Origin of the sequence: Curtobacterium sp. MCSS17_005, assembly GCF_003234225.2 — a bacterium.
In the GTDB taxonomy this organism is placed as follows: domain Bacteria; phylum Actinomycetota; class Actinomycetes; order Actinomycetales; family Microbacteriaceae; genus Curtobacterium; species Curtobacterium flaccumfaciens.
Genome location: NZ_CP126258.1, coordinates 703637 through 723314, shown reverse-complemented (window position 1 = coordinate 723314; position 19678 = coordinate 703637). Strand labels below are relative to the sequence as shown.

General features: G+C 72.7%; 19 protein-coding genes. 7 read left to right on the top strand and 12 right to left on the bottom strand.

The window, feature by feature from the left end; all coding sequences use genetic code 11:
* Position 1 precedes the first annotated feature (1 nt).
* Complete coding sequence (locus DEJ20_RS03595) at positions 2–520, top strand: MarR family winged helix-turn-helix transcriptional regulator (protein ID WP_111234955.1); 519 nt, start codon at positions 2–4, stop codon at positions 518–520.
* Positions 521–530: 10 nt separating this feature from the next.
* Positions 531–734, top strand: a complete 204-nt coding sequence (locus tag DEJ20_RS03590; protein WP_027465064.1) for a hypothetical protein — start codon at positions 531–533, stop codon at positions 732–734.
* Between the two features lie 44 nt (positions 735–778).
* On the opposite strand, the gene DEJ20_RS03585 is transcribed toward DEJ20_RS03590, so the two are convergent.
* From DEJ20_RS03585 to DEJ20_RS03560, 6 genes are all read right to left on the bottom strand, one after another.
* The gene (locus DEJ20_RS03585) at positions 779–1621 is read right to left on the bottom strand and encodes an NAD(P)-dependent oxidoreductase (RefSeq protein ID WP_111234954.1); all 843 of its coding nucleotides are present in this window, start codon (positions 1619–1621) and stop codon (positions 779–781) included.
* A gap of 66 nt (positions 1622–1687) precedes the next feature.
* Positions 1688–2302 (bottom strand): M23 family metallopeptidase, encoded by a 615-nt coding sequence (locus DEJ20_RS03580; protein ID WP_181431500.1) that lies wholly within the window; start codon positions 2300–2302, stop codon positions 1688–1690.
* A 307-nt stretch (positions 2303–2609) separates the two neighbouring features.
* On the bottom strand, positions 2610–2966 hold the full coding sequence (locus DEJ20_RS03575; protein ID WP_111234952.1) for a hypothetical protein: 357 nt from the start codon (positions 2964–2966) through the stop codon (positions 2610–2612).
* Between the two features lie 135 nt (positions 2967–3101).
* Positions 3102–3848, bottom strand: a complete 747-nt coding sequence (locus DEJ20_RS03570) for a lysophospholipid acyltransferase family protein (RefSeq protein ID WP_111030846.1) — start codon at positions 3846–3848, stop codon at positions 3102–3104.
* Positions 3849–3935: 87 nt separating this feature from the next.
* A complete protein-coding gene (gene recQ / locus DEJ20_RS03565) occupies positions 3936–5804 on the bottom strand; it encodes a DNA helicase RecQ (protein WP_111234951.1) in 1869 nt (622 codons plus the stop codon).
* A gap of 9 nt (positions 5805–5813) precedes the next feature.
* Positions 5814–6962, bottom strand: a complete 1149-nt coding sequence (locus DEJ20_RS03560; RefSeq protein ID WP_111234950.1) for a CPBP family intramembrane glutamic endopeptidase — start codon at positions 6960–6962, stop codon at positions 5814–5816.
* A gap of 36 nt (positions 6963–6998) precedes the next feature.
* Between DEJ20_RS03560 and DEJ20_RS03555 the strand changes: the two genes are divergently transcribed.
* Entirely contained in the window at positions 6999–7922 is a 924-nt protein-coding gene (locus DEJ20_RS03555; protein ID WP_111234949.1) for an EamA family transporter, read from the top strand.
* Positions 7923–8078: 156 nt separating this feature from the next.
* Here DEJ20_RS03555 and DEJ20_RS03550 read toward each other — a convergent pair whose 3' ends face one another.
* Positions 8079–8540: a GNAT family acetyltransferase gene (locus DEJ20_RS03550; RefSeq protein WP_111234948.1), complete on the bottom strand. Its 462-nt coding sequence runs from the start codon at positions 8538–8540 to the stop codon at positions 8079–8081.
* 94 nt (positions 8541–8634) lie between these two features.
* Here DEJ20_RS03550 and DEJ20_RS03545 point away from each other — a divergent pair, with 94 nt between their 5' ends.
* Positions 8635–9444 carry a class E sortase gene (locus tag DEJ20_RS03545; protein WP_258377122.1) on the top strand — a complete coding sequence of 270 codons (810 nt, stop codon included), beginning with the start codon at positions 8635–8637 and terminating at the stop codon, positions 9442–9444.
* A complete protein-coding gene (locus tag DEJ20_RS03540) occupies positions 9441–9617 on the top strand; it encodes a hypothetical protein (protein ID WP_156463787.1) in 177 nt (58 codons plus the stop codon). Before DEJ20_RS03545 ends, DEJ20_RS03540 begins: the two co-directional genes overlap by 4 nt.
* Before the next feature lie 41 nt (positions 9618–9658).
* On the opposite strand, the gene DEJ20_RS03535 is transcribed toward DEJ20_RS03540, so the two are convergent.
* The 4 genes from DEJ20_RS03535 to DEJ20_RS03520 all read right to left on the bottom strand — a co-directional run bounded on the left by DEJ20_RS03535 (position 9659) and on the right by DEJ20_RS03520 (position 15730).
* Positions 9659–12655 carry an AAA family ATPase gene (locus DEJ20_RS03535; RefSeq protein ID WP_111234947.1) on the bottom strand — a complete coding sequence of 999 codons (2997 nt, stop codon included), beginning with the start codon at positions 12653–12655 and terminating at the stop codon, positions 9659–9661.
* Entirely contained in the window at positions 12655–13818 is a 1164-nt protein-coding gene (locus tag DEJ20_RS03530; protein WP_111234946.1) for a metallophosphoesterase family protein, read from the bottom strand. The genes DEJ20_RS03535 and DEJ20_RS03530 overlap by 1 nt, the downstream gene beginning before the upstream one ends.
* A 71-nt stretch (positions 13819–13889) precedes the next feature.
* Positions 13890–15062, bottom strand: coding sequence for a S24/S26 family peptidase (locus tag DEJ20_RS03525; RefSeq protein ID WP_111234945.1), 1173 nt, complete (start codon positions 15060–15062; stop codon positions 13890–13892).
* A 68-nt stretch (positions 15063–15130) separates the two neighbouring features.
* On the bottom strand, positions 15131–15730 hold the full coding sequence (locus tag DEJ20_RS03520; protein WP_110858866.1) for a M73 family metallopeptidase: 600 nt from the start codon (positions 15728–15730) through the stop codon (positions 15131–15133).
* 208 nt (positions 15731–15938) lie between these two features.
* Here DEJ20_RS03520 and DEJ20_RS03515 point away from each other — a divergent pair, with 208 nt between their 5' ends.
* A complete protein-coding gene (locus DEJ20_RS03515) occupies positions 15939–16517 on the top strand; it encodes a MarR family winged helix-turn-helix transcriptional regulator (RefSeq protein ID WP_111234944.1) in 579 nt (192 codons plus the stop codon).
* A 36-nt stretch (positions 16518–16553) separates the two neighbouring features.
* Entirely contained in the window at positions 16554–17063 is a 510-nt protein-coding gene (locus DEJ20_RS03510) for a mycothiol transferase (RefSeq protein ID WP_111234943.1), read from the top strand.
* A 141-nt stretch (positions 17064–17204) separates the two neighbouring features.
* On the opposite strand, the gene DEJ20_RS03505 is transcribed toward DEJ20_RS03510, so the two are convergent.
* Positions 17205–19451 carry a DEAD/DEAH box helicase gene (locus DEJ20_RS03505; RefSeq protein ID WP_284183372.1) on the bottom strand — a complete coding sequence of 749 codons (2247 nt, stop codon included), beginning with the start codon at positions 19449–19451 and terminating at the stop codon, positions 17205–17207.
* Positions 19452–19678: the final 227 nt, after the last annotated feature.

The window sequence follows — 19678 nt, the reverse complement described above, 5'->3', positions numbered from 1 at the left end:
CATGACGTCCGAGGTGATGACCAGCACCGCGGGGTACTGGTACGAGGACTCCGCGGTCTCCGCCGTGGACGTCGTCAATGCCCTGCGGCGGTACCGGACGGCCGAGAGCGCCGCCCAGCGCCGAGCGCGCGAGGCACTGGGGATCGGCGAGAACGCCCTGCTGGCGATCCGGTTCCTGATCGACGCCGAGCACGACGGCCGCACCGTCAACGCGAAGGACCTCGCCGAGCGGCTCGAGATCACGGCGGCGTCGACGTCGGCGCTCGTCGACCGGCTCGTCCGCAGCGGTCACGTCGAACGGCACGCCGACCCGAACGACCGCCGTGGCGTGGTCCTCACCGCCACCGGCACCTCGATGCGGCACGCGCTCCGGGTCATCGAAGAGCTCGACGCCCGCGCGCTCGAGGTCACCGAGCACCTGCCGAGCAACGAGATGGCCGTCGTCGTGGACTTCCTCGACGAGATGGTCCGCGTCGTGGACGAGCTCGACGCCGGGTCGGACCACTCCCGTCGCGCGTAACCTGGACCGCATGGACCCTCGCGGCGAGCACCACCCCGAGGACGACATGCCGTTCGCGGAGCTCGACTCGCGGGCCCGTGCCGACGCAGCACTCCGACGGATCCAGGCCGGGTCAGATCCGGCTCGTGAGGCGTTCGACCTCGCCAACACCATGAACGACGAGGCCGTGGGGCGGCTCACGAAGCGCCTGCGGCGGTTGTTCCGTCGGGGCTGATCGGTCGGCGGAACCGTTCGTGTGCGCGTGCGTGTGCCCGTGCGTCAGAACGCGGTGCCGACCGCGGCGATGTCGTCGCCCCCGTGCCCGGCTGCGCTGGCATCGGCGTAGACGCGCCCGAGTGCCTCGAGCAGTGTGGTGGACACCCCGGCGGTCCGGGCGGCATCGGTGATGAGTCCGATGTCCTTCCGCAGCCCGTCGAGTGCGAACTGGGCGGGGAACTCGCGGGCGATCATCGCGGCGCCCTTGGTGTGGGCGTACGCGGAGTCGCTCGCGCTGCCCTCGATGGCCTGCAGGAACAGCGCGGGGTCGAGCCCGAGCGCCGCCGCGAGGGCGAGGGACTGCCCGGTCGCCGCGGTGATCGAGGCGATCCAGGCGTTGGCGGCGAGCTTCAGGGCGGTGCCGTCCCCGACGTGGTCGCCGGCGCGGACGGTCTTCGCGCCGATCGCGTCGAGCACGGGGTCGACACGGTCGAGCAGGTCCGCGGGGCCGGCCGCGAGCATCGTGAGCTTGCCCTGTTCGGCGGGGGCCTTCGTGCCGAGCATCATCGCCTCGACCAGGGTGATGCCGTACTTCTCGGCCAGTTGCACGACCGTCGCGGTGCCGTCGACCCCGATCGTCGAGGCCTGCACCCACACGGCGTCGGTCGGGGCGTCGCCGGCGGCCTGCTCGAGGACGTCGACGACCGCATCGGTGTCGAACAGGGTGAGCAGGACGACCTCGGCGTGCTCGACGGCAGTGCCCGGGTCGCTCGCCACCGTGGCACCGCGGTCACCCAGGGATGCGGCCTTGTCGGCACTCCGGTTCCAGACCGTCACCTCGTGGCCGTCGCGGAGCAGTGATCCAGCCACGCCGGCGCCCATCGCACCCGTCCCCAACACCGTCACTCGCACGTGCGTCTCCGTCCTGGCGCGACACCGTGCCGCGACCGTCCCGACGCTACGCCGACGCCGTCAGAGGAGCCCGCGAGCCCGGAGCCAGGCGGCCGGGTCGATCGGGGTGCCGGCCACGATGACCTCGAAGTGCAGGTGGGCGCCGGTCGAGACGCCCGTGTTGCCGACGGCCCCGAGCCGCTCCCCCGCGCCGAGGACCTGCCCGGGGCGGACGTCGATCACCGACAGGTGCCCGTACCGGGTCGCGGTGCCGTCGGCGTGCTGCAGGAGGACCTGGTTGCCGTAGCCACCGAGGACACCCGCCGAGACGACCCGGCCGGGCAGCGCGGCGACGACCGGGGTCCCGACGGTCGCGGCGAAGTCGACCCCCTGGTGGTTCGACGAGCAGGCCGCGCAGCCGACGACCCAGCGGGAGCCGAAGCCACCGGCGTTCGGGATCGCACCGACCGTCGGGCGCGCGGCCCCACCGGTCGGGCCCGCGCCACCGGGGACCCGGAGTGCTGCGGCTGCACGGCCGACCGAGAAGTCGTCGCGGCCGGCGGTCGGACCGGTCGAACCGTCGGCGACGAAGTGCTGCATGCCGACGGCGGCCGACGTGGGTTCCGGAGCGCCCGGAGCGGCGACGGCGGTCTGCGGGGAGCCGACCGCGACGAACAGGCACGTGACGGCGGTCACCGCCGCGGCGGGAAGTGTCCGCCGGGCGGGGATCCGGAACGAGGCAAGGCGACGGCGCGCGGGAGCGGCGGCCTGCGTGGGCCGGCTCGGCTGCGCGGCCTGCGTGGCCCGAGTGGGCCGGGTGGAAGCCGGGGTGGCGGGAGGGGGCACCGCCACCCCGGCGGCTCGGAGGGGCCCGGGCTGTGCAGCGTGCCGGGCACGGCGCAGCGGGGGCTCGGTCGGTCGGTCGGCGGTACGGCGCTCGGCTCCGCGCGGGCGTCGGGGCAGACCGTCGTCGAGGGTCGTCATCGTGCGCCGACCGGCCCGGTCAGACGCGGACGACGCCGTCACGGGCGATCCGGTCCAGCTCGCACACGATGGCGTCGACGACCGCTCGGGTGATCGCGTCGGCGACGGTCTCGACCAGGACGAGGTGCTCGGGGCGGATCGTGACCTCGGTCACCAGGGCCGATGCCACCCGCACCGGGATCTCGTCGATCGCGGCGACGAGCGCGGCCGGCACCAGCGTGGAGTCACCCGGGCGGACGGGCGCGGACATCGGCGAGGTCGGCACCGGGGTCACGACGGCGAGCGCCGGCGACGGGGTGGAGTGCACGGTGGAGTGCGGAGCGTCGGCCTGATCGCGACGCTGGGCGATGGAGTCGAAGAGCGGGGTGGAGGACATGCTGCGGACGGTCCGATCTGGATGTCGTGGCTGGTCGTTCTCGGGCGACCGGCGATGGCGGCGTGCCGAGCGGCACGTCCGCCATTCAACCATCGATATTTCAGATGTGCAATAGTGACCGGACAGTAGGGGTGATCAGTCGGGGTCGACGGCGGCAGCGGTCGGGTCGTCCGGCTGCAGCGCCCGACGGACCCGCTCCACGATCGTCGCGGGCGGGTTGTTGTAGGTGTTCGCCGGCTCCTGGCCGCTGAGCTCCTGGATCGCCGCCATCACCGCATCGGTTGCGTGGCGTCGAGCACGGCCGGACGACGCCTCGCCGAAGGACGACAGGTCGATCGGCTGCCCGAACTCGATCGTCACGCGGGCGAGCTTCGGCAGCCGGGACCCGACCGGCTGCACGTCCTCGGTGCCGGTGAGCGCGACGGGGACCACGGGGGCGCCGCTCGTCAACGCCAGCCACGCCACGCCAGTGCGGCCCTTGTAGATCCGGCCGTCGAGCGAGCGCGTGCCCTCCGGGTAGATCGCGAACGCCTCGCCCTCCTGCAGGCGTGCCAGCCCGAGGTCGAGGGCCTGCTGGGCCGCCGCACCCGCGCCACGCTCGACCCCGATGGCGCCGATGCCACCGAAGAACGCCCGCGAGACGGCTCCCTTGAGACCCGAACCCGTGAAGTACTCCTGCTTCGCCAGGAACGACACCTTGCGCGGTGCCATGAGCGTGATCGCGGGCGAGTCGATGAACGAGCGGTGGTTACTCGCGAGGATCACCGCACCCCGCTTCGGGACGTTCCGACGACCGATGATCTTCGGGCGCCACAGCAACCGGGCGAGCGGGGTCACCACCGCGCGACTGAGCACGGTGGCGAACTTCGTCGAACCGGACACCGGACCTCCTCGTGGTGACGAGCTACCGAGTGTAATGAGGCGCGCGGAGGGCACATGCCCGGAACGGCATGCAGTGGTGGCAGGGGGTCAGTCGGCCGCGGCGACGACGTCGAGGACCGCGCGCCCGTACCGTTCGAGCTTCGCTGCGCCGACGCCGGAGATCTCGCCGAGCTGGTCGATGTCGGCCGGGCGGACGGCCGAGATGCCCCGGAGCGTCGCGTCGTTGAACACCACGTACGCGGGGACGCCCTGCTCGCGGGCCTCGGCTGCACGCCAGGCACGCAGGGCCTCGAACAGGCCGACGGCTTCCTGCGGCATGTCGGTGACGACGGTCCGTCGACTGCTGCGGCCGGCCCGCGGAGCCTTGACCGGGTCGCGACGCATCCGTACCTGCACCTTGCCGGTCAGGACCTCGGCGCTCGTGGGACTGAGGACGACCGTGCCGAAGCCGTCGCCCGACACCGCCGCGTAGCCCTGGGCCAGCACCTGTCGTGCGACCGCGCGCCACTCGCCCTCGGACAGATCGGCGCCGATGCCGAAGGTCGCAAGGGTGTCGTGTTGGAGTTCCTGCACGCGGGGCGACCGCTTGCCGATCAGGATGTCGACGAGGTGCGAGACGCCGTACCGCTGGCGGCGCTCACGCTCGAGCCGCACGACGGTGGACAGCAGCTTCTGCGCGGGGACGGTGCCGTCCCACGACTCCGGCGGCGCGATGCACGTGTCGCAGTTGCCGCATGCCGTGCTCTCCTGCCCGAAGTACGCGAGCAGCCGCACCCGGCGGCACTCGATCGTCTCGCACAGGCTGAGCATGGCGTCGAGGTGGGCGCTGAGCTGCCGACGGTGTGCGGCGTCGCCCTCGGACTGGTCGATCATCCGCCGCTGCTGCACGACGTCGTTCAGGCCGTACGCGAGCCACGCGGTGGCCGGCAGCCCGTCACGACCCGCACGGCCGGTCTCCTGGTAGTAGCCCTCGACCGACTTCGGCAGGTCGAGGTGCGCCACGAACCGGACGTCGGGCTTGTCGATGCCCATGCCGAACGCGATCGTCGCCACCATGACGACGCCGTCCTCGCGCAGGAACGTCGACTGGTTGCGGGCACGCACCCGGGCGTCGAGGCCCGCGTGGTACGGCAGGGCGTTGATCCCCTGCTCGGCCAGGGCGGTCGCGGTGCGCTCGACGGAGTTGCGGGACAGGCAGTACACGATGCCGGCGTCGCCGCTGTGCTCCGTGCGGATGAAGGTGAGCAGCTGCTGCAGCGCGCCGGTCTTCGGTTCGATGCGGTACTGGATGTTCGGCCGGTCGAAGTCGGCGACGAAGTGCGCGGCGTCGTCGAGGCCGAGCCGGGCGGAGATCTCGCGGTGGGTCTGCGGCGTCGCGGTGGCGGTCAGGGCGATGCGCGGCACCGTCGGCCACCGCTCGTGCAGGACGCTCAGCTCGAGGTAGTCCGGGCGGAAGTCGTGCCCCCACTGGGCGACGCAGTGTGCCTCGTCGATGGCGAACAGCGAGACGCGCGCCCGGTCGAGGAGCGCACGGGTGGACTCGAGCCGGAGCCGCTCGGGCGCGAGGTAGAGCATGTCGACCTCGCCCTGCACGACCGCACGCTCGACCCGGGACCGTTCGTCGGGGCCCTGCGTGGAGTTGAGGAACGCGGCGCGCACACCGTTCGCCGCCAGGGCGTCGACCTGGTCCTGCATGAGGGCGATGAGCGGCGACACCACGACCCCGACGCCGTCACGGACGAGCGAGGGCACCTGGTAGCAGAGGGACTTGCCACCACCGGTCGGCATGAGCACCAGGGCGTCGCCACCGCCCACCACCTGGTCGATGATGGCCGCCTGCTCGCCGCGGAAGTCGTCGTAGCCCCACACACGGTGCAGCACGTCGAGCGCAGCGGCACGGGGTGCGGACACGGCAGCAGGAGCAGGCACGGCAGCGGGCGCGGGCGTGGTGCTCATGCCACGAGCCTACGGGCGACCGGCGACACCCACCGCACTGTCCACAGCACCGTCCGTGCCGGAGCCGGCACGGTGGTCGGGACCGGCCACGTCGTCGGCGCGGGCCGGCGTGGTCGCCCAGCCCGTGCCTCCAGGCCGGATCCAGCGGGCGCCGCCCGCCCAGGCCGGGGTCACACCGCGGAACCGGGGTGCCTCGTGCCCGGCGAACCGGCGGTCCAGCCCCCGCCACCACGCCAGGAACTCGACCATGCCCCAGAACGCGAGCGACGTGAGGAGGGTGACGAGGGTCCCCTGCCAGGTGCCGTTCGCGTCCGACGAGGTCAGGTCGACCTTCGACCAACCGGGCGCCTGCAGCACGAAGATCATGATGTTGTTGAAGGCGTGCTGCAGGACCGTCGCCTCCAGCCCGCCGGTCCGGAGGACGATGATCGCCGCGATCAGGCCGAACGAGCCGACGTCGAGGATGCCCCAGACGTTGTAGCCGTTCGGGATGTGCAGCACCGCGAAGACGACCGTCGAGACCGCCACGGCGATGACGGTGCCGACGCGACGCGGGATCCACGACGCGACGGTCTGCATGAGGAAGCCGCGGAAGATGTACTCCTCGGCAGCGCCCTGGAACGGGACGAGCAGGACGACGAGGACGATCGTCAGGGTGAGGGTGCCGAGGGAGACCGTCGACTGGCCGATCGCGTCGTGGTTCCAGGCGAAGCCGCCGTCGGTCGTGATCATCCCGCCGTCCCAGAACAGGCCGGTCTGGACGACGAACATGACCGCGGCGATGACGAGCGTCGGCAGCAGGCACCACGCCGTCCAGGCCCACCGGACCCGGAACCGCGTCGACGACAGGATGCCGGCCGGTCCGATCCGCGCGATCTTCACGGCGAGCAGGATGCCCGGCAGCAGGACCACGAGCGAGACGAGCGACAGCGACAGGATCAGCGGGTCGGTGGGGTCGAGCGCGCCACCGGCCAGGTCGTTCTGCAGGTCGATCAGGGCTTGCGGCCCCTGCGTTGCGCCGATCGGCACGAAGTACGCGACCGCGATGACGATCTGCGACACGAGGTACCACCCCGCCAGGAACGCGAGGGCGACGAGCGGCCGCCACCACCTCCAGCGCGCGTCGATCCGGGGCAGGCGCTGGTAGGGAACACTCACGCACCGCAGGGTACCGGGCCGGGCAGGATGGGAGCCGTGCTCACCGTCCTGTTCGGCCTGTCCGGCGCGATCGTCTACGGGTTCGCCGACTTCCTGGGCGGACTCGCCTCGCGCCGGGTCCGGCCGGTCGTCGTCACGGCGGTGGCCGCCGCGATCGGGATCGTGCCGTTGCTCGTCGGACTGGTGGTCCTGGGTGGCGTGTTCTCGTGGCCGGCCGCGGTCTGGGGTGCGGTCGCCGGGCTCTCCGGCGGCGTCGGGGTGCTGCTGCTCTACGCGGCACTCGCGATCGGACCGATGAGCGTGCTCTCCCCCGTCACCGCCGTCTTCGCGGCCGTCGTGCCGGTGCTCGTCGCGGTGTTCCGCGGCACCGTGCTGTCGCCCGTGGCCAAGGGCGCGCTCGTGGTCGCGGTCGTCGCGGTGGTCCTGGTCGCGGTGGTCCGGGACGCCTCGGGCGCGCGGCTCACCGCCCGGGGCGTGGTCGCCGCCACCGTCGCCGGGTGCGGCTTCGGCGGGATCGTGCTGGCCTACGACATGACGCCGTCGGACTCGGGCATCGCACCCCTCGTGGTCGCGCGGGTGCTGCAGGCGGTGCTGCTGGGTGCGGCGGCGATCGTCGTCGTGCTCCGGACGGGAGGCCCGGTGTCCGCCCCGACGTCGGCCCGCCCCGACGGGGCTGCCGCCGTCCGCGGGCCTCGGTCGGGTCGCACATGGGGTCCGCGGCTGCTGGTCATCGTCGCCGTGTGCGGCGTCTTCGACGCGATGGCGAACGTGTTCATCCAGGCGGGGCTGCACAGCAGCGACGACCCGGCGACCCTGCCCGTCGTGAGTGTGCTCAACGCGCTCTACCCGATCGGGACGGTGGTGCTGGCCGGGGTGGTGCTGCGAGAGCGGTTGACCGCGCAGCAGTGGATCGGCATCGTGCTGGCGTTCGTCGCGTCGGTGGCGCTGGCGTTGGCGTAGGGCGCGGGTCGCGGCAGGGCCGGGCGGGGCCGGGCACGGTGCCGAGTCGTTCGAACCGTGCGAGGTTGACCGCCCGGTACGGACTTGCAGCACCGCACCGAGCCGCCAACGCCGCACCGGATGAGCGGACCCGCACGGTGCGACGGGCGGGCGCGGTCAGGCGTCGGGGATGAGGCGCTTGCCGAGCGAGACCGTGCGGTCGTCGGTGTAGCCGAGGGACGCGTAGAACCCGAGCACCTGCTCGTTGCCCGCACGCACCTGCAGGTTGAGCTTCGGGCAGCCGAGGTCGGTCAGGAGCCGCTCGAACTCGGCCATCAGGGTGCGACCGAGGCCGGAGCCCTGCAGGTCCAGGCGCACGGCGAGGTAGTTCACCCAGCCGCGGTGCCCGTCGAAGCCGGCCATGCCCGCGGCGACGACGCCGGTGTCGGTGTCGGTGTCGTCGGTACTGGTGTCGGCGGCGTCCGGCTCGGCGACCAGGAAGAGCTCGGGCTGGACGGTCAGCTTGCGCGCGATGTCACGTCGGGGGTCGTTCCAGGGTCGGACGAGGCCGCACGATTCCCACAGGGCGACGACCGCGTCGGTGTCCTCGGTGCGGAAGGGGCGGATCCGGTACTCCATGCCCCCACGTTAACGGGGGTGGGGAGAACGTCGTCACCGGCCTGTCGCCGTGATCTGATAGACCTGTCCGACCACCCAGCCGATCAGGAGCCCCGTGACCGCACACGACACCCTCCCGTCGCGCCGCAGCGCACGGGACGACGAAGCCGGTTCGCGGTCCCGGCGTTCCCCGCGCAGACGCCAGACGGTCGGCGGTGCGATCGTGTCGCTCGTCGCCGAGTTGCTCATCATCGCGGGCGCCGGCACCGGCCTGTACGTCGTGTGGACGGCGTGGTGGACCGACGTGGTCGCCGTGAACGAGCAGACGAAGCTCGTGCAGGGCCTCGACCAGGTCAAGACACCGAAGGTCGAGGGCACCGAGCACCGCGGCACCGCACCCGTGCTGGACGAACCGCCGGGGTTGTCGGACGTGTTCGGCACGATGCAGATCCCCCGGTTCGGCAAGGACTACAACCGGCCGATCGGCGAGGGCACGGATCGTGAGCAGGTCCTCAACACCATCGGGCTCGGCCACTACCAGGACACCGCGATGCCCGGCGCACCCGGCAACTTCGCCATCGCCGGACACCGGGTCACCTACGGCAAGCCCCTCAACCAGATCGCGGAGCTCAAGAAGGGCGACTCGGTCGTGGTCCGGGTCACCGACGCGAAGACGAAGTTCGACGTCTGGTACGTCTACAAGGTCACCGACAGCCAGATCGTCACGCCCGACAAGATCGAGACGATCGCGCCGGTGCCGAACGAGCCGGGCGTGGAACCGACCCCCCAGGACCGCTGGCTCACGCTGACCGCCTGCCACCCGATGTGGTCCGCGGCGGAGCGGTTCGTGACGCACGCGAAGCTCGACTACTGGATGCCCGCGTCCGAGGGCACCCCGAAGGAACTCTCGGAGACCGCCAAGTGATCTTCCCCCTGGTCTGGCGGCTGCTGCCCGGCCCCACCGCCCTGAAGGTGCTCGAGTTGCTCGTGCTCCTCGTCGCCATCGTGTTCGTGCTGTTCCAGTGGGTCTTCCCGTGGATCGCGGCGGACATCCTGCCGCCGCCGGACGGCACGGTGGAGTCGACGCCGACCCCGTAGCGTCAGGTCAGGCAGGTCTGGTCTGGTCAGGTCGGGTCGGGTCAGACCGTGGTCGTCACCTGCGACCCGCCGGCCGGGGTGCGTCGCACGGCGATCCGCTCCGGGATCCGCTGCTTGAGTTCCTCGACGTGGCTGACGATCCCGACCTGTCGTCCGCCCGCGGTCAGTCGCGACAACTGCCCGATGACGTCGTCGAGGGTCTCGGGGTCGAGCGTGCCGAACCCCTCGTCGACGAACAGGGTGCCGAGCGAGACCCCGCCGGCCTCGGCCTGCACGACGTCGGCGAGGCCGAGCGCCAGGCACAGCGACACGGTGAACGTCTCGCCGCCGGACAGGCTGCGGGGATCGCGGACGGTGTCGGTCGTGTGGTCGTGCACGGCGAGGGCGAGCCCCGTCCGTCGCGACCGTGACCCGGATTCCCGTTCGTCGGAGGTCTCGAGGGTGAAGCGCCCGGCGAGCATGCCGCGCAACCGGTCGTTCGCCGCTGCCACGACGTCCTCGAAGCGCCGCATGAGCACGTAGGTGCCGAGCGTGATGCCGGTCGGGTTGACCGACGCCACCCCGTTCGCGACGTCGGCGAGCCGGACGACCGCGCGGCTGCGGGCCGAGGTCTCCTGTCGCGCGCGGACGGTGCGGTCGACCTCGGTCGCACACTGTTCGACGGCCTCGGCACGGTGCGCTGCGGTGACCGCGAGCCGGGTGGCCTCGTCGAGCTCGGCCGTCGCGCGGACCCGTTCGGCCTGGGCCGCCGGCACGTCGAGCTGCTCCGGATCGTCTTCGGCCGCCTGCACCACCGCCGGGTCGTCGAGCCCTGCCCGCACGACGGCGCGTTCGGCCTCGGCTGTACTGATGCTGCTGCGGAAGCGTGCGACGGTGTCGGGCTCGAGCAGGCCGGCTCGTGCGGCGTCGACGTCGGGGAACCCCTGCTCGTCCAGGACCCGGGCGACCTCGGCGCTGCGCTCGTCGCGGGCTCGGGCTGCGGCAGCCGCGCGGTCGTCGGCCTCGGCGACGGCGCGGAGCACCGTCAGCCGTCCGTCGAGCTCGTCGACCACGGCCCGGAGCGAGACCGGCGCGCTGTCGCTGTTGTTGTCGCTGTCGAGCAGTGCTGCGAGCCGGTCGATCGCGTCGTGCACGGATCGCAGGTCGGCCTCGAGCCGCTCGGCGTCGGAGGCCGCGGTCGACGCGAGCACCGTGCGCCGGGCGTCGAGGTCGTTCCGCTCGCGCTCGAGCGCCCGCGTCGCGGTGTCGTGCGCCGTCCGCTCGCGCTCGTGCTCCAGCACCAGCGCCGCAGCGTCGTGCGCCGCTCGGACCCGCTCGTCGGCGGCCACCGCCATGGCGTCGAGGGCGACCGTGTCGACGGCGCCGACGACGTCGGTCAGTCGGAGGTGCTCGGCGCGCTCGACGGCCAGGTCGGCCGCGGCGTCGGCGAGCTGCTGGTCTGCCAGACGTGTGGCGTCGCCCGCTGACTCCACCGCCTGGATCGTCGGGTGGTCGTCCTGCGGCGCGGCCACCGACGGGTGCGCCGTCGATCCGCAGACCGGGCAGGGGTCGCCGGGGGTCAGCGCGGCACCGAGCTCTCCGGCGAGCCCGGCGATCCGCCGCTCGCGCAGGGAGCGTTCGGCGTCGAGCGCCTCGGTGGCCCGACGCCGGGCATCGGCCACGACGCGTTCGGCACCGGCGACGCGCTGCTCGGCGCGGTCGCGAGCGGCCAGGTCGGCGCGGAGCGACTGCACCCGGGCGACCTCGTGCGCGGCGGCGTCGGCGTCGGCAGCGGTCGTCGAGGCGGTGCGGGCGGCCTCGACGATCCGGGCTCGTTCCGTCGGCCGGGCTTCGAGCGCGGTGTCGAGGGCGGCGAGGTCGTCGGTGAGGCGCGATGCGGTCGCGGTGGCCTCGGCGATGGCGGTGCGCCTGGTGTCTGCATCGGCCTCGACCGCGACGAGGTGCCGGACGTCGGACAGGGCGTCGGACAGGGTGTCGCGGCGCCGGGCGACCTGCTGTGCGTCGACGGCGCGGAGTGCGTGCTGGTCGCGCAGTCGGGCGGCTGCCGCGGCGGTGTCGTCCGCCCGGACGGCTGCGGCGTCGAGGCCGTCGGCCACCGCGGCGACCCGGGCGGCGCGCTCGGCCGTCGCGACCGCGGCCCGTGCCTGCTCGATCGCCGGGGCGTCGTCGTCGAGGAGCGCCTGCCGCCGCAGCAGCGCCGCTCGTCGCTCGAGGGCGGCCGCTCGGGCCGTCACCGATCGTTCGTGTTCGGTCGCCACCGTCGCGGCGGCAGCCGCAGCCGTCCGGGCCGCCCCGGCGGCATCGGCCGTCGCGCGGAGGGACGCCACCGTGCCGGGGACCACGGACTCGTCGGCCTCGGCGAGGTCGGCCGCCTGCGCGAACCGGGCCAGGGCGTCGCGGACGCGGTCGTCGGCCCCCTCGACCTCGGCCTGCACGGCTCGGCGGCGAGCGGCGAGCTCGTCGGCGGTGCGGTCGTAGACCTGGGTGCCGAACAGCGACTGCAGGAGCTTCCGGCGGTCTTCCCCCGGGGAGCGAAGGAACCGTGCGAACTCGCCCTGCGGCAGCACCACGGTCTGCAGGAACTGCGCGCGGTCGAGCCCGACGATCCGGGCGATCTCGACCCCGACCTCGGGGATGCGGGACGACATGGGTTCGCCGGCGACGTCGGTCGGCGCGGCGAGTCGGAACAGCTGCACGGACGCCTGCTGCTTCACCGTGCCGGTCCCCCGCTGCTTCGGGCGGTCGTACTGCGGGGTGCGCCGAACCCGGTACGTGCCCGCACCGGTCTCGAACACGAGCTCGACGAACGGTTCGACCGCGGGGTCGGCGTGCTGGCTGTGCAGCCGGTCGGAGCTGGCGTCGGAGCCCGCGAGTCCGCCGTACAGGGCGAACACGACGGCGTCGATGATCGTCGACTTGCCGGAACCGGTCGGCCCTTCGAGCAGGAAGACCCCGGACGCGGCCAGCGCCGCGAAGTCGATGGTCACGAGGTCGGGGTACGGCCCGATGGCGCGCAGTTCGAGTCGGTGCAGGTACATCAGCGGTCCCCCTCGCGCTGCAGGGCGAGTGCCGCGGCCTCGTACGCCTCGGTCAGCACCGCGCGTTCGTCGTCGTCGGGCAGCCCGCCGGTGGCGAAGGCCACGAAGTCGCCGGCGACCTCGACCGGGTCGGACGTCGCGGTGACGGCCCGCGCGGCCGTGGCGGCCGGCCGGTCCGCCGGTTCGTGCGTGATCGCCAGGGCGTGCGGGAAGTGGTCCTTCACGCGGGCGTACATGCGTTCCGGATGCACGGTGTCGGACACCGCGACACGGACCCAGGCATCGGCATCGGCCCGGAAGTCCCCGGACTCGATCGCGTCGATGCTGCCCCGGACGTCGACGAGCCGACGCGGCACCGGGGTCGGCACGAGCTCGACGGTGACGGCACCCGCCGCGTCGAGGTCGGCGATGGTCACGGACTTCCGCTGGTGCCGCTCGCCGAACGAGAACGCCAGCGGCGACCCGGCGTACCGGACCCGGTCGTCGTCGCCGACGCGCTGCGGGCCGTGCAGGTGTCCGAGGGCGACGTAGTCGAACCCGTCGAACACCGACTCGGCCACACGGTCGACCCCGCCGACGCGGATGTCCTGCTCGCTGTCACTCGGGTCGGCACCCCCGACGAAGGCGTGCGCGACGACGACGCTGCGGGTGTCTGCCCGCGTCGCCAGGTCGGCGCGGATCCGTTCGATGGCGGCGTGCACGACGGCGTGGTGCGAGCGGGCGAGGGGTTCGTCGGGGACCGCCGCCAGGGCGTACCGCGTGAGGTCGGGGTGCAGGTACGGGATGCCGTACACGGCCACCGGGCCGTCGTCGTCGGGCACGAGCACCGGATCGGCCACGTGGGCGGGCTCGGCGAGGATGCGCACGCGCTGCCCCATCACGCCGGCCCCGAAGCCGAGCCGCGCGGCGGAGTCGTGGTTGCCCGGGGTGAGGACCACCGTCGTGGTCTCGGCGAGGCGCTCCAGCACGCGGGAGAGCATGCGGACGGCGTCCACCGGCGGGATCGCACGGTCGTAGACGTCGCCGGCGATGACGACGAGGTCGACCGCGCGCTCGCGGGCGAGGTCGACGAGCCAGTCGGTGAACGCGGCCTGGTGCTCGAGCAGGTCGGCACCCAGCAGTGTGCGGCCGAGGTGCCAATCGCCGGTGTGCAGGATGCGCATGCGGCCACGGTAACGCCGGCCGGGGACATCCCCGGACACCTCGCGGTGCCCTGTGGACAACCGATCGGGCGTCAGTTCGCGCAGCTCAGGTTCGTGCCGATGAGCGCGGTCTGGATGCGCGCTGTCGCCGTGCTGTCGACGTACCAGGAACCTGCCCAGTTGGTGCGGATCTTCACGGTGACGACCGCACCGAGGGTGAGGATGCCGCTGCCCGTGACCCGGATCGGCGCCGTGCTGCCCGCCGGTCCGGTCGCCGCGATCGTGTTCGCGTTCGTGTTGAGCACCGAGAAGGACGCCGCGGTCGGCCCGCTGTACGCGAAGCCGATGTTCACCGAGCCGTCACCGTTCGGCGTGCAGGTCAGCGCCGTGGCGGGGGTCGCCGTGCCCGCCGTGAAGGCCGCGGTCGGTGCGACGGTGGTCCGTGACCAAGGAGCCGCGTCCGCCGCTCCGGGCAGCAGGACGCCGGTGGCCGCCGCGAGCACGAGCACCGCGGCGCCCCCGCCGACGCGGCGCAGCCGCCGCACGCGGCGGGCTCGTCGACGCAGCGCGCGACGGGTGAGGACGGTGGACGCAGCGGTCGGGAGGCCCGTGGCGGCGCCGCCCCGCGCCTCCAGGCCGTCATCGGCACCGTCTGCCGGACCGGCGGCTCCGTCCGGACCGACGGCTGCGCCGTCGGTGTCGTCGTCGGCCTCGACGAGTCGCCGGAGCGACCCGTCGATCGTGCACAGCGCGAGCACCGCGGTCAGGCCGAGCGCGAGCATCGCGACCAGGCCCCACTCCCCCGCGCTGATCCACCGGATCGGTGTGCCGATGAACGGGATGCGCAGGAAGGCGACGCCGTGCACGGCGGAGCGCTCGATCGGTGTGGAGTCCTGCTGCGGGTTGGCGTCGCCCTTCGTGACCATGGTGCCGCCGGGGCCGTCCTCGACGTACCGGTGCATGCGCAGGTGGTCCGGCTGGTCCGGGTCATCGGCGAGCAGGACCTTGCCCGTCGCGATCTCGCCCGAGCCGACCGGACGCGAGACGACCACGTCACCGGGGACGATCCGCGGCTCCATCGAACCGGTCATCACCGTGGTCGGCTGCCAGCCGATGAGCGCCGGCGCGGCCGCCCAGAGCGCGAGTCCGAGCAGCGTCGCGACCACGCCCCGGGCGAGGGTGGCGACGACGACGCGCCCCCAGTCGACGGCGTCACGGACCGCTGCGTGCGGTGCGGGACCACCGTGCACTGCGATGCTGCTCATGACTGCCTTCGACCGGGGGCGCGTTGCGGGGAGGGAACGGACGGGGCTGGTTCGGCCCCGGGCCCGGCTCAGCTGTTCTGGGCCTCCCAGGTGAAGCCGAGGGCTGCGGTGCCGCCCTGCACGGTGTTCGGGGCGGTGCTCGAGACCGTGTAGGTGACGCGGTAGACGCGCGTCTCGGACGCGGTGCCGGTCGGGGCCCAGGTGCCGACGCCGGTCGCGTAGTTGGTCGAGGCGGCGCCGAAGCCCGCGACGGTGCCGCTGTAGAGCGAGCCGCCGGTGGCGGCCGGGGTGAAGCCGGAGCAGGAGCCGAAGCCGCCGCCGGTGCCCTGCTCGATGGTCAGGTTGACGTTCGCCGCCAGGTCCTTCGTGGTCGAGACGTTCGTGCCGTAGAGCTTGACGGCCGAGGGCAGCGAACCGGTCGAGGTCACCGCGATGCAGTTCGCTCCGGTCGAGCCGGGCTTCAGGTTGTTCGCGGTGAAGAGTGCGGTGTTGTTGTCGTCGTCGGACAGGGCGACGCTGCCGGCCGTCCAGTTGTTCGTCGGGTTGACGGTGGTCGAGGAGAAGGCCGCGTACGAGGCCGTCGAGACGACGACCCCCGAGGCGACGAGGGCGGCGGGGATGGCGATCCAGGCGGCGAGGCGGGCAGCACGAGGCGTGACACGAGACATGGTTGGACTCCGTGAGGAAGAGATCTGATCGGTGGTTCGGCCGGGCCCGCGGTGGTTGGTCGCGCTACGTGCCGAGGTGGTACGACGATCAAGCTACTTGGCCCTCGAGCAGCTCACAAGACCTGAGATGTCCCCACTGATGGGGGTATCTTGACGAGTGAGTTACTTGTTGACTGAAGTTCCCACCCTGTACCCGAGAAGAGCTCCCATGACGGACACCGACCCGGTCGTCCTCCCCCCGCACGCACCCGCCGTCCCCGCGGCGCGCGTCGCCCCCACCACGCCGCCGGCACCGATGTCGCCCGTCGTCACGGCGATCGACCCCGTCAGCGCCGACACGGACCCCGATGCCGACCTGCCGCGACTGCTCACCGCCTTCCGGGTGCTCCAGATGCAGCACGCGCGCGTCCTGCACCACGAGAGCTCGATCCGCGGGCTGAACGCCACGGACACCCGGTTCGTGTTCTTCCTCAGCGCCGCCGACGGCCACGGCGTGACCCCGAAGCAGGCCGGTGAGTACCTCGAACTCACCACCGGCGCGATGACGTCGCTGATCGACCGGCTCGAGAAGCACGGACACCTGGAGCGTCGGCCGAACCCCGAGGACCGACGGAGCGTGCTGCTGCACCTCACGCCGTCGGGCACGGCGGTCGCCCGAGAGGTCGGCGCCGTCTACTCCGACGCGTTCCGGCAGGTCGTCGCACCGACCGACCGTGCCGTGGTCGCCGCCGCGTTCGAGGGGCTCGGTGCCGCCCTGGAGCGCCACCACCGCAGCGCCGCCGTGTGACAGCCGGTGTCACGGCCCGCGCGTAGCGTGAGCGCCATGACCCCCTCTGAACTCCTCACCGAAGCGTTCTCCCGCGTCCCCGAGACGGTCGAGCGGGCCGTCGACGGGCTCTCCGAAGACCAGCTCGCGGCACGACCGGCAGCCGGGGCGAACACCCTCGCATGGCTCGCGTGGCACATCGCCCGCGGCCAGGACGTGCAGATCGCCGAGCTCGCCGGCTCCGAGCAGGTCTGGACGGCGGACGGCTGGTACGACCGGTTCGGGCTGCCGTTCCCGGCCGAGGCGCTCGGCTACGGCATGTCCCGCGACGACGTCGGGCGGGTGCGGGCCTCTGCCGAGCTGCTCACCGGGTACCTGCGCGCGGTGCACGAGCGCACCGTCGCGTACCTCGGCACGCTCGGTCCCGACGACCTCGACCCCGTCGTCGACGACGCGTGGGACCCGCCCGTGACGGCCGGCGCGCGACTCGTGAGCATCCTGGACGACTGCACGCAGCACGCCGGGCAGGCTGGCTTCGTGCGCGGGCTGCTGTTCTTCAACCGCTGAGCGCGCGCGGGCGCGCGGCCGCTTCGTGAGCAGGAATGGTCGGGTCCGACGTCGCGACCCGACCATTGGTGCTCACCATGTGACGGACGGGAGGCCCGGTACCAGCTGGTACCAGGCCTCCCGTCCGTCGTGTGCTCGCGACTAGCGCGCGGCGAGCTCCGACACGATGCCGTCACCGGGTGCGGCCTGCACCAGGTCCGCCTCGATCTCGGCGCGCTCGAGGATGCCATCGATCTTGCGGATGCGGCCGCGCGGGACGATCGTCACGACCGTGCCCTCCTTGCCGGCACGACCCGTGCGGCCGGAGCGGTGCATGTACGCCTTGTAGTCGTCCGGGGCGTCCGCCTGCACGACGAGCGAGACGTCGTCGACGTGGATGCCGCGGGCGGCGACGTCGGTGGCGACGAGCACGTTGACGCGGCCGCTGGTGAGCAGCTGCAGGTTGCGCGTGCGGCGCGACTGGTTCAGGTCACCGTGGAGCGAGGTCGCGCGGATGCCGGCGTCCTCGAACTGGTCGGCCAGGCGCTCGGCGTAGGCGCGGGTCCGGGCGAAGACGATGGTCTTGCCGTCGCCGGCGACCAGCTCCTCGAGGAGACGGTCCTTCTCGCGCTGCTCGACCACGAGGACACGGTGGTCGATGGTCGAGGACGCCTGGTCCTCACCCGCGACCTCGTGCACGCTCGGCTCGTGCAGGAACTGCTCGACGAGCGCCGCGACCTGGGTGTCGAGCGTCGCACTGAACAGCAGCTTCTGCGCGCGGTTGCCCTGCGGGGTGACCTCGGCCGTGGCGGAGAGGATCTCCTGCACCGGCTCGAGGAACCCGAGGTCGCACATGTGGTCGGCCTCGTCGAGCACGGAGATGATGACCTCGCTGAGGTCGAGCTTCCCCTTGTTCATGAGGTCCTGCACACGACCGGGGGTGCCGACGATGATGTCGACGCCGCGCTCGAGTGCGCCCTCCTGGCGGCCGTAGGGGACGCCGCCGTAGATCTGCGTCGTGAACAGGCCGACCGAGCGGGCGATCGGCTGCACCGTGCGGTCGATCTGCAGGGCGAGCTCACGGGTCGGCGCAAGGATGAGCGCACGCGGGGCGCGGCCCATCTTGCGCTTGGTGCCGCCGCCGTGCTCCATGAGCTTCTCGACCAGGGGCGCGCCGAAGGCGATGGTCTTACCGGAGCCGGTGCGGCCACGGCCGAGGACGTCCTTGCCGGCGAGCACGTCGGGGATCGTCGCCGCCTGGATCGGGAAGGGGCTCGAGGCGCCGAGCTCCTGCAGGGCGCGGGAGATGTTGCCACCGATGCCCAGGTCGCCGAAGGTCACGCCCTCGACGTCGGCCGCGATGGTGGCCTCGGCCTGGAGCTTCTCGAGCTTGACGTCGTCGGCCGGCACGAACTTGCCGCGCTCGGGCTCGTCGAACGAGCGGCGCGGGGCGCGGTCGGTGCGGTCGTCGCGGTCGAACTTGCGCGGGGCGCGGTCGTCCCGGTCGAACTTGTGCGGGGCGCGGTCGTCGCGGTCGAACGAGCGACGCGGGCGGTCGTCGTTGTCGCGAAGCGGGGCGCGGTCGACACGGTTGAACGAACGCGGTGCACGGTCATCGCGGTCGAACGAGCGACGCGGGCGGTCGTCGTTGTCGCGACGCGGCGCGCGGTCGTCACGGTTGAACGAACGCGGTGCACGGTCATCGCGGTCGAACGAGCGACGCGGGCGGTCGTCGTTGTCGCGACGCGGCGCGCGGTCGTCACGGTTGAACGAACGCGGTGCACGGTCATCGCGGTCGAACGAACGACGCGGGCGGTCGTCGTTGTCGCGACGCGGCGCGCGGTCGTCACGGTTGAACGAACGCGGTGCACGGTCATCGCGGTCGAACGAACGACGCGGGCGGTCGTCGTTGTCGCGACGGGGAGCACGGTCGTCGCGGTCGAAGCGACGGGGACGGTCGTCGTTGTCACGACGGGGCGCACGGTCATCGCGGTTGAAGCTGCGCGGTGCACGGTCGTCATGGTTGAACGAACGCGGAGCGCGATCATCGCGGTCGAACGAACGACGCGGACGGTCGTCGTTGTCACGACGGGGCGCACGGTCGTCACGATCGAAGCGACGCGGGGCGCGGTCGTCACGGTTGAAGCCGCGACCACCACGGTCGTCGCGGTCGGGGCGACGCTGGCCGCCGCCGTCGCGCGGCTCCCAGTTCGGACGGGCCGGACGCTCGCCCTGCGACGCGCGACCGCGACGCTCCTCGGCGTCCCAGCGCTGCTTCTGGCGCGGCTGCGAGGAGTCGGCGGCGCGGAACCCGCGGTGCTTGCTGCTGCGGGCGGCGGGGGTGCCGTTCGGGTGGCGGACGCGGTCGGAGGCGCGGTTGTCCGCGCCGCCCTTGTTGTACGGGGCCATGGCTGCTTTCTCGGGTGCGCAACGTACCGCAGCGCCCGACAGCGACATCGGCGAGGGCTGCTTGCGGAGAGGGGGTTCATCCCGTCGCGAGTCGACGTGATTCCAGCCCTCGAGCAACACACACCCAGCAGAATTTCCGTGATCACAATGTCACGACGTCGAAGGCCGACCGAGCGAGTCTACGCGAGCCGGTGCCCTGACGCCAGCCCCACGCGGTCCGGTGGCGG